The sequence below is a fragment of the uncultured Sanguibacteroides sp. genome (assembly GCF_900543425.1).
Classification (GTDB): Bacteria; Bacteroidota; Bacteroidia; order Bacteroidales; family Marinifilaceae; genus Gabonibacter.
This window is the reverse complement of the sequence record NZ_UQRQ01000009.1, coordinates 43,855-59,551: the sequence shown is the minus strand read 5'-3', so window position 1 is coordinate 59,551 and position 15,697 is coordinate 43,855. Positions and strand designations below refer to the sequence as shown.

16 protein-coding genes and 1 other RNA gene are annotated in these 15,697 nt (G+C 40.4%); 11 read left to right on the top strand and 6 right to left on the bottom strand.

Translation table 11 applies throughout. The features are described 5' to 3' along the window. The 3 genes from QZR76_RS06680 to QZR76_RS06670 all read left to right on the top strand — a co-directional run bounded on the left by QZR76_RS06680 (window position 1) and on the right by QZR76_RS06670 (window position 1,340). The gene (locus tag QZR76_RS06680) at window positions 1-414 is read left to right on the top strand and encodes a hypothetical protein (protein ID WP_294141563.1); all 414 of its coding nucleotides are present in this window, start codon (window positions 1-3) and stop codon (window positions 412-414) included. Window positions 415-520: 106 nt separating this feature from the next. Then, window positions 521-892, top strand: coding sequence for a hypothetical protein (locus QZR76_RS06675; protein WP_294141562.1), 372 nt, complete (start codon window positions 521-523; stop codon window positions 890-892). A 157-nt stretch (window positions 893-1,049) separates the two neighbouring features. After that, window positions 1,050-1,340, top strand: a complete 291-nt coding sequence (locus tag QZR76_RS06670; protein WP_294141560.1) for a hypothetical protein — start codon at window positions 1,050-1,052, stop codon at window positions 1,338-1,340. Between the two features lie 491 nt (window positions 1,341-1,831). Here QZR76_RS06670 and QZR76_RS06665 read toward each other — a convergent pair whose 3' ends face one another. The 3 genes from QZR76_RS06665 to QZR76_RS06655 form a co-directional block, all read right to left on the bottom strand. Further along, entirely contained in the window at window positions 1,832-3,037 is a 1,206-nt protein-coding gene (locus tag QZR76_RS06665) for a site-specific integrase (protein WP_294141558.1), read from the bottom strand. A 198-nt stretch (window positions 3,038-3,235) separates the two neighbouring features. Further along, window positions 3,236-3,637, bottom strand: a transfer-messenger RNA (tmRNA) gene (gene ssrA, locus QZR76_RS06660). Window positions 3,638-3,696: 59 nt separating this feature from the next. Then, entirely contained in the window at window positions 3,697-4,251 is a 555-nt protein-coding gene (locus tag QZR76_RS06655) for a manganese efflux pump MntP family protein (RefSeq protein ID WP_294141556.1), read from the bottom strand. A 115-nt stretch (window positions 4,252-4,366) separates the two neighbouring features. On the opposite strand from QZR76_RS06655, the gene QZR76_RS06650 reads away from it, so the two are divergent. Beyond that, complete coding sequence (locus QZR76_RS06650) at window positions 4,367-5,353, top strand: GSCFA domain-containing protein (RefSeq protein ID WP_294141554.1); 987 nt, start codon at window positions 4,367-4,369, stop codon at window positions 5,351-5,353. On the opposite strand, the gene QZR76_RS06645 is transcribed toward QZR76_RS06650, so the two are convergent. After that, window positions 5,343-5,873 (bottom strand): SPOR domain-containing protein, encoded by a 531-nt coding sequence (locus QZR76_RS06645; RefSeq protein WP_294141552.1) that lies wholly within the window; start codon window positions 5,871-5,873, stop codon window positions 5,343-5,345. The two genes, QZR76_RS06650 and QZR76_RS06645, sit on opposite strands and share 11 nt — an antisense overlap. A gap of 173 nt (window positions 5,874-6,046) precedes the next feature. Here QZR76_RS06645 and QZR76_RS06640 point away from each other — a divergent pair, with 173 nt between their 5' ends. From QZR76_RS06640 to QZR76_RS06630, 3 genes are read left to right on the top strand one after another with little or no spacing between them, the layout of a single operon-like run. Next, complete coding sequence (locus QZR76_RS06640; RefSeq protein WP_294141550.1) at window positions 6,047-7,336, top strand: L-serine ammonia-lyase, iron-sulfur-dependent, subunit alpha; 1,290 nt, start codon at window positions 6,047-6,049, stop codon at window positions 7,334-7,336. A gap of 53 nt (window positions 7,337-7,389) precedes the next feature. Then, window positions 7,390-8,067, top strand: a complete 678-nt coding sequence (locus tag QZR76_RS06635) for a TatD family hydrolase (protein WP_294141549.1) — start codon at window positions 7,390-7,392, stop codon at window positions 8,065-8,067. A gap of 3 nt (window positions 8,068-8,070) precedes the next feature. After that, window positions 8,071-8,790, top strand: a complete 720-nt coding sequence (locus QZR76_RS06630) for a tRNA threonylcarbamoyladenosine dehydratase (protein ID WP_294141548.1) — start codon at window positions 8,071-8,073, stop codon at window positions 8,788-8,790. Window positions 8,791-8,819: 29 nt separating this feature from the next. On the opposite strand, the gene clpX is transcribed toward QZR76_RS06630, so the two are convergent. Further along, window positions 8,820-10,040: an ATP-dependent Clp protease ATP-binding subunit ClpX gene (gene clpX, locus QZR76_RS06625; RefSeq protein ID WP_294141547.1), complete on the bottom strand. Its 1,221-nt coding sequence runs from the start codon at window positions 10,038-10,040 to the stop codon at window positions 8,820-8,822. Beyond that, window positions 10,041-10,715 carry an ATP-dependent Clp endopeptidase proteolytic subunit ClpP gene (clpP, locus tag QZR76_RS06620; RefSeq protein ID WP_294141545.1) on the bottom strand — a complete coding sequence of 225 codons (675 nt, stop codon included), beginning with the start codon at window positions 10,713-10,715 and terminating at the stop codon, window positions 10,041-10,043. It lies immediately after the preceding gene. Window positions 10,716-10,937: 222 nt separating this feature from the next. Here clpP and QZR76_RS06615 point away from each other — a divergent pair, with 222 nt between their 5' ends. The 4 genes from QZR76_RS06615 to QZR76_RS06600 all read left to right on the top strand — a co-directional run bounded on the left by QZR76_RS06615 (window position 10,938) and on the right by QZR76_RS06600 (window position 15,637). Next, window positions 10,938-11,960 (top strand): HlyD family secretion protein, encoded by a 1,023-nt coding sequence (locus tag QZR76_RS06615; protein WP_294141543.1) that lies wholly within the window; start codon window positions 10,938-10,940, stop codon window positions 11,958-11,960. Window positions 11,961-11,979: 19 nt separating this feature from the next. Then, window positions 11,980-13,506, top strand: a complete 1,527-nt coding sequence (locus QZR76_RS06610) for a DHA2 family efflux MFS transporter permease subunit (RefSeq protein WP_308572964.1) — start codon at window positions 11,980-11,982, stop codon at window positions 13,504-13,506. A gap of 13 nt (window positions 13,507-13,519) precedes the next feature. Beyond that, window positions 13,520-14,827 (top strand): TolC family protein, encoded by a 1,308-nt coding sequence (locus QZR76_RS06605; RefSeq protein ID WP_294141539.1) that lies wholly within the window; start codon window positions 13,520-13,522, stop codon window positions 14,825-14,827. A gap of 261 nt (window positions 14,828-15,088) precedes the next feature. Continuing rightward, entirely contained in the window at window positions 15,089-15,637 is a 549-nt protein-coding gene (locus QZR76_RS06600) for an RNA polymerase sigma-70 factor (protein ID WP_294141537.1), read from the top strand. Window positions 15,638-15,697 lie beyond the last annotated feature (60 nt).

Here is a 15,697-nt window from a genome sequence, read left to right as displayed (position 1 = left end):
ATGAAAGTGTTTTACAACAATTGGTTGGCTAAAAATATTTTAGTTTCGAGATGTAATCGTATTATGCTATTGGGTTTTTGTTTTACAAAGGAGGATTATTTAAACACGGAAGAAATTTATCATGAACGGATTCATGTTCGGCAATGGATCGAGTGTATAATCTTGGGTATTGTTGTGTGTCTGTTATTGCATGTAACTGATTATTTCTCGTGGTGGTTCCTGTTTTTTGTTCCTATTCTTTATTATATCCTATATGGAATAGAATTTATTATGCGCTTAATTATCTCTCGTGATGCCAAAATCGCTTATGAAAACATAAGTTTCGAGAAGGAAGCGTATAGGAATGAAAATAACCTTCTTTATCTTAATTCACGAAGATTCCTTGCATTCTTAAAGTATCGCGGTAAAGTATAAATTTAAGATAAGGAGGTGCAAAATGGAAAATTTTAAAGCGTTAGTTGTTTGTGTTTTCACGGGGCTTATGGCATATTTAAACCCAATATCGGGAGATTTGATTTCTATGTTAGTAATTTTTTTGTTGAACTTTTGTTTTGGTTTGTTAGCCGCAATAATTGTGAATGACGAGGAATTTAAATTTAAAAAAGCCTTTCGCTGTGTTTCCGAGGCGACGATATTCTTTTTGCTTGTTTGTGCTATCTTTTTTATTGGTAAGCAGAAAGGTAATATAGATGGAGCTTTGCAATGTGTTAGTTTCGTGAGTTATTCCGTGTTTTATTTTTACGGGGTGAACATGCTTCGTAATTTGAAATTATTATTTCCGAATAGTAGAGCAATAGCTTTCCTGTATGATGTTTTGAGTATCGAATTCGCAAAAAAAATTCCGGGTTTGAATAATTATTTGGGAAAGGAGGTTTCGGATGAATCGAAGTGATATAATTAATGAACTAAAACGGTTCTTTGATATCCGGGAGCTTGTTTGCCCACATACTTATAGAAAATTTGTAGAAAATAGTTGGCAATTCTTAGATACCGAATTGCTCCTTACTCTTCTAATTGTCCGGAGAGATATTCTTAAAGTTCCAGTATATGTGAATAACTGGGATTCGGGAGGGTCGTCTTCGCAACGAGGATTAAGGTGTAATATCTGTAAACTGGTTAAAGATAAAACAGAAAGAGGAGAGATATATCTATCTGCGCATTGTAATGGAGCCGGAGTTGATTTTGAAGTAAAAGGAATGACAGCCGAGGAGGTACGAACAAAAATAGCTGCAAATATGTGTTTGTTGCCTTATCCAATACGCATAGAGCGTGGCGTGAGTTGGGTACATCTGGATATTTATGACTATTTGAACGGTAAAAAGATAAATTATTTTGGATAGGATTATGAAAAATTACTTGTTATTATTCTGCATTTGTTTACTCTTTGTTGCCTGCGGTCGGGTAAAATATATCCCGGTTGAGAATAACGTTATAACAAGAGATTCGGTTATAAAGAGGGATTCCGTTGTAATAAAAGAAAAAGCGAGCATTAAGGATTCGATCGTTTTGAAAGATTCTACTGTTATAATCGTTGATGATAAAGGTAACGTGTTGCGTACTGAACTTTACCGGTATCGTGATTCTTACAAAGAACTTACAAGGGATTATTCATGTTTAAAAGCTAAATACGATTCGCTGCTAAAATTTAAACAAAAAGAAATACAAGTTCCTTACCCGGTAGAAGTTATTAAAAATAGAATACCTGATATAATGTGGTGGATCGTACTTGTTTTGGCGGCGTGTTCAGCCCCATCCTTTTGGAAAATTGTTCGTAGATTTTTGTAGTTATAGTATATTTTGGATTTAGGTGCGTTTAAACGCTCCTCTTTTTTTAGATTGAAAATGGATCCGGAAAATGATTTCTTATTTTTTCGTTAGTATTTCCCTTATATTTTCTGATGTAATGGTATGTGCTTTCGATGTCGTGATGCCGAAGATGGTCCATTAGGTCCTTAAATGTCACTCCAGAATCAAGTAGAAGTCCCGCTCCGGTGTGTTTAAAGCTGTAAAATTTATATTCTTTGCTTAGTTTTAGTTTATCACGAAATTTATTGAACCGATTGCGCAATGTGTTTTTCCCGAGTTCTTCATATCCCGGTATGCCTTTACGTCCAAAAATGAAGAATTCTTTATTAAAATTTTGTAGCTGATATACCGTTGTTATTAGTTCGTGTAATTGTCGTGGAATTTGGATAACATCTTGTCGTGGAGCTTTACTATCGATTATGTTTATTGTTATTTTTCCAGAATAAAAATCGATGTGTTTGATTTTTAGTAATCTTAACTCAGTGCCGGGGCGAATTGCGCAGTAGTACTGCATCATGCAAGCGAGATATAATTGAGGATCATCTTTTTGTATACAAACGAGTAGTTTTTTTAAATCATCTGGAGTGATGGGTTTTGGAGCTGCATCCACTTTTTTTCTTGCTGCTGGAATATCGTAAACGGGATTATTATTAATATACTTTTTTCTGATTAAGAAATCGAAGAAAGCTTTAATTTTTATTTTGTATGTTGTTACTGTTACTTTATCAAGATTTCGTGTATTTATAATGTAATCGAAGAAGTTCAATATAATTTTATTATTAATTGCCGTTATGTCATATTTACCAAAACCGTTTTTTTCTAACCATAAAGTGAAAATTCGCATTTTGCTTTGATACGAAGAATATGTTTTTTCTTTTAAGGCACCCTGTTTGTATAAAAGGAACTCTGAAGATAATTTCCGGGTACAGTTATTACTTCTTTTTAAATATCCAAAAATTTCCGATTCATTCTTGTATTGGATCTGATCCTCATAAATTTTATCAGAATCAGACCAGGGAGTCCAGCCGTTTTTCAGTAATTCTGAATATTGATTGATTAATTTCTGTCCATGTTCTCTTTTTTGGGCATAGGTTTTCAATTCGTTAAAACCTCTTCGAATCTTTTGCCTTTCCATGCGCCCGGTTCGCGGATTACGAACAGAAAAGTAAACGTACCATTCCTTACCTTCGCATAATTTGGGTATTGTTGCAATAACTTCTCGTTGTTTCATTTTGTCTGTTTTAAATTCCCCAACTTAAAAATCAGAGTAGTATGAAATCAACTGTCCATTTTGTCCGCAACTTGTCCGTTGAAAATCTTCGTAACGTGTTTGCTTTTAACTCGTAACGTTAAATGAACTCGACAACGGACATTTTAATAAATTAAGTGTCCGTTGTAAGTTGTTGATTTTCAATAATTTTAAAGAACTTCGTGGAGCAGCAGGGAATCGAACCCTGGTCCAAACACGGAATCAATATGCTTTCTACATGCTTAGCTTTTTATTGGTTTTCGAATGCAGCCCGGAAAAAAGCACCCAAACTGCACCTTAGCTTCTGAATTTCACCTACGCCTCGAAGCGTGACATCGGCTAACCTTGTATTGCCTGCACCCCGAATGCCGGTTGGAACAAGGTGGATCCTCCGGCGGGATGTCTTGTCTCCACTATCCTTGAGCGGAGATTAAGCCTCAATCTACTGTGATTCGATTAGGCAGCAAGAGCGTAATTTCTTTCGCCAATTAAAATTTTGCGTCCGGGATTAACGGGCCGGCTTCACTACGCCCGACATGCTTACATACCTATTCATCATGCTGTCAAATCCAGGTCTGCCCCATAGATATGTGGTTACAAAGATAAAGAAATATGCGGTATATTGAAAGGTATAGAGAAAATTATTCGGAGCAATGTTCGATAAGAATCTTTGTCCCTATGGCAATCAGGATGATTCCCCCGAGTAATTCCACGTTGATTCCTTTTATTTTGCCGAAGCGATAACCGAAACAAACTCCGGCAAGGGATAAAATGAATGTTGTGAAACCGATAATAAACGAGGGGAGATATATACTGACTTTTAAAAAGGCCATACTTATTCCGACGGCAAGTGCATCGATACTGGTTGCCACTCCTAAGGTTAATAATGTTTTATTCGACAAAGAGGCGAAAGAACTGGTCTCTTCCTGAAAAGATTCGTAAATCATTTTGCCTCCCAAAAAAGACAATAAAATAAAAGCGACCCAATGGTCGTATGCTGTAATGTATGAACTGAAACTGACCCCCAGGGCCCAACCTAATAGGGTCATTCCTCCTTGAAAGATCCCCATGGTTAAGGCTAACTTCATGGTTTGTTTCAGGCAAAACGGCTTCATAAAAATCCCTCCGCTGATGCTTACGGCGAGACTATCCATCGCAAGACCAACGGCAATCATAAACATGGTGATGATTCCCATACGTAGATATTTTGTACAAAAATATAAAATAGATGGAGATTGTCGGTACAAAAAAAGTAAATCTTCCGTATTTTTGTAGGAAAGCTAAAAGAGTTTAAAATTAAAACAAACGGATATGAATTTACAGACGAAGGTGAATATTACCCCTCCCGATTTTTTGATTGACTACCGTTCTAAACTGATGCTGTTGGGATCTTGCTTTGCCGAGAATATGGGCAATAAGTTTACATATTATAAATTTGATGTGGATGTGAATCCTTGTGGTATCGTGTATAATCCCTATTCGGTGGCCAATGTACTTCACCTGATGTTAGATAAGAAAAAATTTCAAGAAAAGGATTTGTTACAAGAGAATGGGAAATGGATAAGCCTTTGTCATCATAGTTGTTTTTCGGATAAAGAACTTCAGACGCTTCTGGACCGGATAAACGGAAGGCTCGAACAAGCTTGTGAGAACTTGAGAAGAACGGATTTATTAGTCATAACATGGGGTACGTCTTGGGTCTATAAATATATAAAAACAGGGACGGTAGTGTCGAATTGTCATAAAATTCCCGCCAAGGAGTTCGAGCGTTACCGACTGGGTATCGGGGATATCGTGAACGAGTATGTTTCGTTGATCCACCAGTTACGGGAGGTGAATCCCGATTTGCGGGTGATGTTTACCGTTAGTCCTATCCGTCATTGGAAAGATGGAGCCGACGGCAATCAGTTGAGTAAAGCGACGTTATTGCTGGCTATTGATCAGATACGGGAAGCCGTGGATCAGGTTTATTATTTCCCCGCTTACGAGATTGTATTAGATGAGTTGCGGGATTATCGTTTTTACGCGGAAGATATGCTTCATTTAACGCCGTTTACCGTCGATTATATTTGGGAGCGTTTGTTGTTTAGCTATATTAGTCCGGATGTTTTGGGCGTGATGAATACGATAGGACGAATAAATAAAGGAATGGCTCACCGTCCGTTCGATGTGGCTTCCGACGATTACCAAACCATGGTGCGAAAATTATTGGCTACCATTCGAGAGGTAAGCCGGATTCATCCTACTATAAATTTTGCAAGCGAAATAAAACAACTTGAAGCTTTGCTTACCGTTTAAACGGCAGCAAAGGATCAGGAGCGGAAATCGTATCTTGTTCTTGTACCCGATTCAATTCTTTTAAATAGATGTCCGTTTTTACAGGATAACTGTTGGGGTATTTTTTGCGGATACGTTTTAGCGCGGGGATTGCTTCCAGACGGGAATGGAAGTTGCCGACTCTGATTTTGAAATCAGGATCAAAATATTGTAAATAAGCCGGAATATCGGGAAAAAGCTTTTCGAAATTTTCCGTGTATTTTTTTAAACTATCGACGTTCGAATTGGAGGAGCTTGTAGATAGAATCTGAATTCGATAGCCTTTGAACGAATATCCTTTTTTATTATTGGTTATATTCAACCTGACTAATTTTTCGATCCTGGGATCGCCGGAAATTCGAATGTTTACTCCACCCAAGCGATTGGGTTCCAGTAATTCACGTATGAAATCAAACTCTTTTTCGACAGAAGGGATCGTGTCGTTTTGCCCCCAGCCGTAATTCGCTATAAATAATAATACTGTGACTAAAAGTGCTCTCATTTTTATAAGATGTATTTAATCGTTCGTGTTGTAACAACATGATACCATGATCTTTCATGGAGTGAACAAAGATAGCATAAATTGTATTGAAATGATAGAAAAATAGATAAATAACATTATTTTTGTACGGATAGGGGGAATCGTTTGAAGTTCACGTGTAAAAATTATATGGAATGACTCAAGTATCAAATAATCAAATTGTTGACATATTAAGAAAAGAAGCTAAAGCTGCCTTAGGATGTACGGAACCCGTGGCTTGTGCTCTTGCTTGTGCTAAATGTAAAGAGGTTTTAGGGGATATTCCCGAGTATCTGGAGGTGCAAGTAAGTGGGAATATTTACAAGAACGGAATGGGCGTTGGAATTCCGGGTACGGGAATGGTTGGTTTGTCGATAGCTGCCGCTTTAGGTGCCGTCTGTGGTAAAAGTAGGTATGGATTAGAGGTACTGAAAGAAGTGAACGAAGGAGATAATTTGCAAGTTGCAAAGGAGTTGGTATCGAATGTAATTGTTTCCATGAAAGAAGATGCTCCCGATAAGTTATACGCGGAAGTGGATGCCCGGAAAGGGGATGATACGGTAAAAGTGATTATCGTAAATGACCACACGAACATCGTGTATGTGGAGAAAAACGGGGAGGTCATTTTTGAAAAAGAGTATCGGGTGGATGCTTCAAAACTGTCAAAAGAGAGTTGTCCTGAGTTGAGTGTCAGAAGAATATGGGATTTTGTCCATGAGGTGGAGTTGAAAGATATCGAATTTGTATTGGAAGGTGCCGAGATGAATAAGGAGATTGCCTCGGAGGGATTGAGAAAAGAGTACGGACTGCAAATTGGTAAAACTTTGCAGGAAAATATCGATAGGGGGCTATTAGAAAATGATTTGTTGAATAATGCCTTGATTCAGGCGACAGCAGCTTCCGATGCTCGTATGGACGGGTGTCCGAAACCCGTGATGACTAATTCCGGCAGCGGAAATCAGGGGATCACGGTATATATGCCGGTCATTGTTGCGGCTGAAAAATTCGGGTCTTCCAGAGATCAGTTGGTGCGGGCTTTGGCTATGAGTAATTTGATTGCAGCCCATATTCACTCCTATATGGGGCATTTATCGGCTCTTTGCGGTATTTTAATTGCCGGGACCGGGGCGGCATCAGCCATAACCTATCTGATGGGAGGAAATTACGATCAGGTAGTGAACGCTATAAAAACGATGTGTTCCAATTTGACGGGAATGATGTGTGACGGGGCAAAGCAAGGATGCGCTTTAAAAGTGTATTCCGGAGTTTCGGCAGCCGTACAGGCTGCTTTGTTGGCTATGCGGGGAATCCGAACCAATGACGATGGAATCATAGAAGATGATATAGAAAAGACGATTCGAAATGTCGGGTTGATCGGAACGGCCGGAATGGAAGAGACGGATAAGACGATATTGAATATTATGTGTCATAAGGGGACAAAGTAGTCTCCCTTTTTCATATCTTTGTGTAAAGGAGTTTGTCTTGCAAGCAAAGAAAAATGATTTCCTGTGTAAATATACATACGCATTGCGGAGGAGGCGGGGTCAATATATTGGACGTCGGAGAGTGTTATGCCGATTTGAAAGCCGAACTGGAGAAAAGCCGTTCGGAGGGAACCGAGTTTTTCTATTCTGCGGGCTGGCATCCGATGAAAGAACTCACGAGAAAGCGGGAGGAAATTTTGGAGGAGTTGAAGCGGATGATTGCGTTAAAAGAGGTGGTTGCGATGGGAGAGTGTGGCTTGGATCGGAGGTCTACCGTGTTATTTTCGGAACAAATTCCGCTGTTGTTGGGACAGGTCGAGTTGGCGGAATGTGTACAAAAACCTTTAATTATTCATTGCGTTAAGGCTTATTCCGATTTGATCAGAATACATAAAGGGGTGAAGACAACGATTCCTTGGATTATTCATGGTTTTAATAATAATGAACAGATTCTTAATCAATTATTAGAACATGGTTTTTATATTTCGGCGGGTCCCCAGGTTTTGAATCCTTATTCTAACATATTTCGTTTGTTAAGGAAGATTCCGTTATATGCGCTTTTTTTGGAGAGTGATGATCGGGAGATACGGATAGAGACCATATACGAAGCTGCGGCTTCTGTATTAGGAATCGGGGAGGAAGAGTTAAAACGAGTTATTTGGGATAATTATCAAAGAGTGATTAAGATATAAGGTATGATGACAGAGTGGTTAAGCCGGACGGAATTGTTAGTCGGAAAAGAGGCGTTAAAAAGATTACAGGAAGCTCACGTCTTGGTCGCGGGGTTAGGAGGTGTAGGTGCCTATGCGGCGGAGCAGTTATGTCGTGCGGGAATAGGGGAGATGACTATTATTGATGGAGATTGTGTGGAAGAGACCAACAAGAATCGTCAATTACCCGCTTTAGATTGTAATATGGGTAAGCCTAAGGCCGAAGTTATGGCAGCTCGTTTTCGGGATATAAACCCGGATATACGATTACATGTTATTAATGATTATATTCGGGACGACCGGATGATAGAGGTGTTGAAGATGGCTCCCTATGATTATATTGTGGATGCAATAGACACGTTAGCACCCAAAATTTTCTTGATATATCATAGTTTGCAGAACGGTTATTCTATCGTGAGTTCGATGGGAGCCGGGGGAAAATTTGATCCTGCGCAAATACGAATTGCGGATATTTCTAAATCCTATAATTGTAATCTGGCGAGGATGTTGAGAAAGAGATTACATAAATTAGGCGTATATAAAGGAGTGAAGGTCGTGTTTTCCCCGGAGGAGGTCGATCCAGAAGCGGTGGTTCTAAGCGAGGGTGAAAATAAAAAATCTAATGTAGGAACGATCTCTTATATGCCGCCTGCTTTCGGTTGTTTTTGTGCCTCGGTGGTGATCCGTGATCTGATAGGAAGGTAAAAAAACGGTCAATGACCGTTTTTTTATGATTAAGCCCGAAGTTTCTGGGCGCTTAATTTTTGTAACCTGCTTTCGGCATACTCCTTGGTGATCGTGATGGTTTCACATTTCTGCGAAGGAATCTCGAACATTAAGTCTGTCATAATCGCTTCACAAATGGAACGGAGTCCGCGGGCTCCTAATTTGAATTCGATCGCTTTATCGACAATGTATTCAAATACCTCTTCATCGAAATTCAATTGTATATGATCCAGATCGAATAATTTCACGTATTGGCGGATAATGGCATTCTTGGGTTCCGTGAGGATATTCCTTAGAGCTTGTCTGTCTAACGGTTCCAAATAAGTTAATACCGGTAGACGCCCGATGATTTCCGGAATAAGTCCGAATGATTTTAAATCTTGAGGGGCAATGTATTGAAGCATATTGTCCCGGTCGATGGTTTCCGTCTCTTTGCTGGCAGTAAAGCCTACCACCTGGGTGTTCATCCGTTGGGCAATTTTTTTCTCAATACCATCGAATGCCCCACCGCAGATAAATAGAATATTTTTCGTATTTACCGGTATCAATTTTTGTTCCGGGTGTTTGCGTCCTCCTTGGGGCGGGACATTTACGATCGAGCCTTCCAGTAGTTTTAACAGCCCTTGTTGTACTCCCTCTCCGCTAACATCCCGGGTGATGGAAGGATTATCTCCCTTACGGGCAATTTTATCGATCTCGTCAATAAACACGATCCCTTTTTCGGCGGCTTCCACGTCGTAATCGGCAGCTTGCAACAGTCGGGTCAGGATAGATTCGATATCTTCTCCCACGTAACCGGCTTCCGTCAGAACCGTGGCATCCACGATGGTGAAAGGCACGTGTAGCATTTTAGCGATGGTGCGTGCTAACAGGGTTTTTCCCGTTCCTGTCCTGCCGACCATAATGATGTTCGACTTTTCGATTTCGACGTCATCCTGGTTCTCTTTTTGGGCCAGACGTTTGTAATGATTATATACGGCTACTGCCAGGTGCTTTTTAGCTTCATCCTGGCCGATCACGTATTGATCCATAAATTCTTTGATCTCGATCGGCTTTTTTACCTCGATCTGATCCAGATTTAACGAGGATGGATGGCTTTTTTGTTCTTCCTGTACGATATCATACGCTTGCGTCGCACACATATCACAGATAAAACCGTCCACACCTGATATAAGAAGATCCACTTCATCCCTGGATCTTCCGCAAAAAGAACATTTGTCCTGTATCATTTATTTTTCTCTGGTTAATACTACATCGATCATACCGTAGTTTTTAGCTTCTTCGGCGGTCATCCAGTAATCCCGATCGGAATCTTTTTCCACTTTTTTAAACGGATTTCCGGAATGGTCGGCAATAATCGTGTAGAGTTCTTTTTTCAACTTAATAATTTCGCGTGCTGTAATTTCGATGTCGGATGCCTGTCCTGAGGCTCCTCCCATGGGTTGATGGATCATCACTCGCGAGTGTTGTAATGCAGAACGTTTCCCTTTTGTTCCGGCTGTCAAAAGAACCGCTCCCATGGAAGCGGCCATACCGGTACAAATGGTAGCCACGTCACATTTTATATATTGCATGGTGTCGTATATTCCCAAACCGGCATACACGGAACCTCCCGGTGTATTGAAATAGATCTGGATGTCTTTTCCGGGATCCGTGGATTCCAGAAAAAGAAGTTGAGCCATAATGATATTAGCCACATCGTCATCGATAGGTGTACCTAAAAAGATAATCCGGTCCATCATCAAACGGGAAAAAACGTCCATCGTGGCGATATTTAATTGACGCTCTTCGATGATGGTCGGAGATATATAGCTTGCCGTGGCAGATTCGAACCGTTCCAGATTCAAACTGCTGATGCCTTTATGTTTCGTGGCATATTTTCTAAATTCATCTTTTGGGAACATATTATTTTAATTTAATCCGCCGCTAAGTTACGAAAAAACGAAGCGAAAGTCAAGTATGTAACAAAGATTAAAGATTAACCGGACAGGATAGAAGGGATGGCCTTGTCGTAGTTGTTATTTTTTTCTTCTTCTATAAAAATTCTTTCTTCCGAAACCGGAAATAAGTTTGTTTCGTTTATAGAGACAGACGGGTTATTTATTTGTAATTTAAAGATTTTGATTATGACAGAGCCATTACAATCTACGATTCACAAGAATGAGCGGAAGAAAATTGTGTTTTTAATTATTTTCATTGTTATTGCTATCGTTGTCGTTTTGCTCTGGTGGCTTAACTACCGTAAATATATCAGTACCGACGATGCGAATCTGGATACCTATCGGGTAAATGTATCCACGCAGGTATCGGGAGAGATTCGTCAGCTTTATGTGATGGAAGGGGATACCGTAAAGGCGGGAATGCTTTTGGCTTTGTTGGACGATAGTATTGCGGAGGCCCGTTTGCAACAAACGATAGCCCAGCGGGAACAACAGCTTGCTCAATTGGAGGCTGATCGGATAAATTTAGCAACGGCGGAGAAACAAGAGGAGGTTGCAAGCCTTACGGAGCAATGGAATACCGAAAATTATAATCGGGCAAAATTGCAGTATGAGAACCGGGTAATTCCGTTGGAAAAATTTCAGGAGGTAGAGCAGAATTGGAAAACAGCACATTTACAAACCGAGATCGCACAGAATCGTCTTGCCGGAATAAAGGCGGATATAAAGGCGGTGGAGTCGGCGATCCGGGCTACGGATGCTGCTCTGCGGTCGGCCCGGGTTGAGTTAGGATATTATCGGATCGTAGCTCCAGCCGATGGGGTTATCGGGAAAAGGTGGAGCCTGCCCGGAGATATGATAGAGGCGGGACAGACTATTTTTACCTTGAACCGGGGAAACGAGATATGGGTGGCCGTTTACCTGGAAGAGACCAAGTTTAAACAGATTCGTGTGGGACAATCGGCAATTTTTACGTTGGATGCATACGATGGGTTGACTTTTGAGGGAAAGATTTATTACATCGGTGACAATACCGCTTCTGAATTCGCTTTGGTTCCACCCAACAATGCTTCCGGTAATTTTACGAAAGTGACACAACGTATTCCTTTGAAAATCTCTATAGATAAGATAAAAGGGGATGAGGCTCAGAAAAAACAGATAAAATTGGTATCCGGCATGTCTGCCACGGTAAAAATCATAAAAGAGTAGATGTATGGATACGGATCGGGTGGCGGATGCTTCGGGGTATAAATGGCTTGTGTTGTTCAACGTGATGTTGACTACATTTATGGCTGTTTTGGACTCTACGGTGGTAAATACCGGTTTGCCTGTTATTATGGGAACTTTAGGAGCTTCCATGAATTCGGCCGAATGGATATTAACCGGATATATGCTTTCGATGGCGACGATTTTGCCGGCTGCCGGTTGGTTATCCGATCGGTTCGGGTATAAAAATATTTTTATTTTTTCATTGATCGTATTTACTCTCGGGTCTTTTATGTGCGGAAACTCTTCTGCAATAGAAGAGTTGGTTTTCTGGCGGGTATTTCAGGGAATAGGCGGGGGATTGCTTATGCCGGCGGGCATGGCGATCGTAACGACGGCTTTTCCCGTGAATCAACGGGGCATGGCCCTGGGATTCTGGGCGATAGCATCGGCGGCATCCGTGTCTTTCGGACCTCTGATCGGAGGATATCTTGTGGATAATTTGAATTGGAATTATATTTTTTACGTGAATGTTCCGATCGGAATATTCAGTATTATATTCACTCTTATCGTGCAAAAACCGAGTAACACCGTAGCGCATGAGAAATTCGATTTTTGGGGTTTCCTGACCTCGGCAATTTTTCTGCCCGTATTTCTTTACGGACTTTCTCAAGTCACATCGAGTACCAATACGAAGGGCTGGTCGAGTCCCGTGGTCCTGGGTTGTATGTGGACCGCGGTCGTAAGTTTTATCCTTTTTCTTTACGTGGAATTGACCGTAAAACATCCCTTGGTTAACTTACGGATATTTCGGGATCACAATTTTTCATTTGCGAATCTGATTATTTTTATTTTTGGCATAGGGATGTTCGGGAGTACTTTTTTAATACCTCTTTATATGCAGAATTCCTTAGGCTATTCTGCTTATCAAACCGGAATGTTTTTCATGCCCGTCGGCTTTCTTCAGGCGGTAGCCTCTCCGAGTGCCGGGGCCCTGAGTCGTCGGTTTAACCCGAAAATTATTATTGTGTTGGGGCTTCTTCTGCTGTGTGCCAGTTTTTACATGAATTACTCTTTCTCTTTTTTAACGGATAAATGGTATATTATGAGTAGCCTTTATCTTCGGGGTGTCGGTTTAGGAATATTATATCCTCCTCTATTGAATCTTTCCCTAAAGATGATGCGAAACGAACAGATGGCACAGGCATCGAGTATTACGAATATTATCCGGCAGATCGGAGGAAGTTTTGGGGTAGCCATGTTCAGCCATTTGTTGAGCCAACGCCAGACCTACCATACGGAGCGCTATCATGAAGCAATTGCTTACACGGGACAATTGTACACGGATGTCATCGACGGGTTAACTCGTTTTTTTTCTTCTGCCGGAGGTTTGAACCATTCGAATGCCGTTTCGTACGCCAAACAGTATTTATTGGAACATATAGATATGGAAGCTTATATTAGCGGGATCAACGATGTTTTTTATATCGCCTTCGTTATTACTCTATTGGCGATTATCCCCGTGTTTCTTCTTAAAGTGAAAAATTAAAAATCTGGATCATATGAAATGCTTATTCTCTCTTCTTATTTTTTGGGCAGGCGTATTGTCCTTGAAAGCACAGCCAAACGATACATTGCAATTGACTCTTGTCGTACAAAGAGTGTTGGCTTCTTATCCGACAACGGAACAGGCTTGGGAGGTATTAAAGAGTACAAGAGTGAAGGTGGAACAAGCCCGTTCCGTATTTTTGCCTCAGGTTTCCGGTTCGGCTTCGTATCTTTGGACAGCACCGGTTTCAAAGATGAAATTTGACGGCCATGAGGTTGATTTGGATATGAAAAATAGTTATCAGGCCGGTCTCTCCTTTTCTCAGGTCTTGTATGATTTTGGAAAGAATCGTCCTAAAATCGAGTCAGCTCGTTTGCAGGAAGAGCTTGCCCGTTTGCAGTTGGACGGATTGTATCAAGCTTTGGCATTACAGACCATTCAGGCCTATTACCTGACAGGCTATGCTCGAAAAGCAATTCAGATAAAGCAGGATGAACTTTCCGATATTCTCCGTCTTTTGAATGAGACAAAAGTAAAAAAAGCTTCCGGAGCCGTAACGGATTTTGATGTATTAAATACTCAGGTGAAATACTCTTCAACGGAATCGGAGTTAGCTACATTGCGGGCTAATAAATACACACAAAATATGAATCTCTCTCTATTGGCGGACACGCTGATTGATGACCGGGTCGTGCTGGAAGAGGTGAAAATTTCTCCATTTCCCCCGGAGTCTTTGGATGAATTGATCTCAACAGGGCTGGAAAATCGACCGGAAATCAGAGAGGCTCGAAAACGGTATGAGATCGCTTTTCAGGAAGAAAAAATCAGTAGCAGGGTTACAAATCCGTCTTTAGACTTGAAAGCTACGGCCGGAGGAAAAAACGGTTTTCATCCTCATTTGGATCGTTTAAAATTAAATTATTCTGTTGGGGCTACGTTAAGCATTCCGATTTATGAAGGAGGCAACCGAAAACGAGAAAAGGCTTTGAGTCATTCTCGTTTGGTGCAGGAAGAGGCTGCGATCCGTCTGATGGAGATCGAAATTAAAAATCAGATTACTACATTCTACCACACATTAAAGGCTTCCCTCTCCAGAATGGAGCTGGCCCGATTGCAAATACAAGTAGCCCGGGAGGCCTTTTTGCAGGCTGAAACCAATTATATTGCCGGGGCAATTACAAATCTGGAGTTATTGACCAGTGCGACCAATCTTTCAGCCATTCAATTGCAATTCGAACAGGAAAAGATGAATTATCAAGTGACCTATTATCAATTGATGCAGGCTATCGGGCGGAATATTCAGGAGTATAGCCTGTATTGAGGTTGCCTGTAAAAAAGCTTTCGGATAGAAAATAAATAAAGATTTTTATAGTAATAAAAAATTCTTATTTTTGAATACAATAAAATTATGTTTATTCTCCGTTGGAGAATAGAGTGATTCCAGGCACGAGCGCAATAAATGAGAGATCCTAAATACTTGTTTGTTAGGATTAAATATTTGTTCGCTCCAATAAGGCTTTTGGAGTAGATTTAGGATAATAAGCATGAATTTTTGTGTACAGAATATCAAAAAAAGAGTAATATGGATTTGTTTGAAAGAATAAAAGCGGGCGATCGTGTGGCGTTTAAGACTCTTTTTGATCTGTATTATCGGGATTTATTGCGAGTAGCTGTCTACTACGTGCGTGATCTTGAGGTCGCTAAGGATATTGTACAGGAGCTTTATACTAAATTGTGGGAAAATCGGAAAGCCTTGCAGAAAGTGGAGAATGAGCAGGGATATTTAAGAAATAGTACGCGAAATCGTTGTCTGAATTACCGGGAACATAGTTTGGTCGTGGATAAATACCAGCGTTCATACGTGGAAGAAGAGAGTGAAGAAGAGTCGGAGGAGCTGATTCAAAACGTAAAACGCTTATTGGAACGTTTGCCTGAAAAAAGACGGAAAATTCTGGAATTGAGTATTGTCGAGTCTAAATCTTACGCGGAGATTGCTCAAGAACAAGGAGTTATGGTGAATACGGTTAAAGATCATATTCGTAAAGCTTATGCTTTTATTAGGGAAAATACCTCAGGAGAAAAATTGAAATCCATATTATTTTTCTTACTTCAAAAAAAAATAAAATTTTAACATTTTAGAGCCCCTCCATATGGAGAGATTCCTGTCATCTATATAAAAATGTGAAACAGA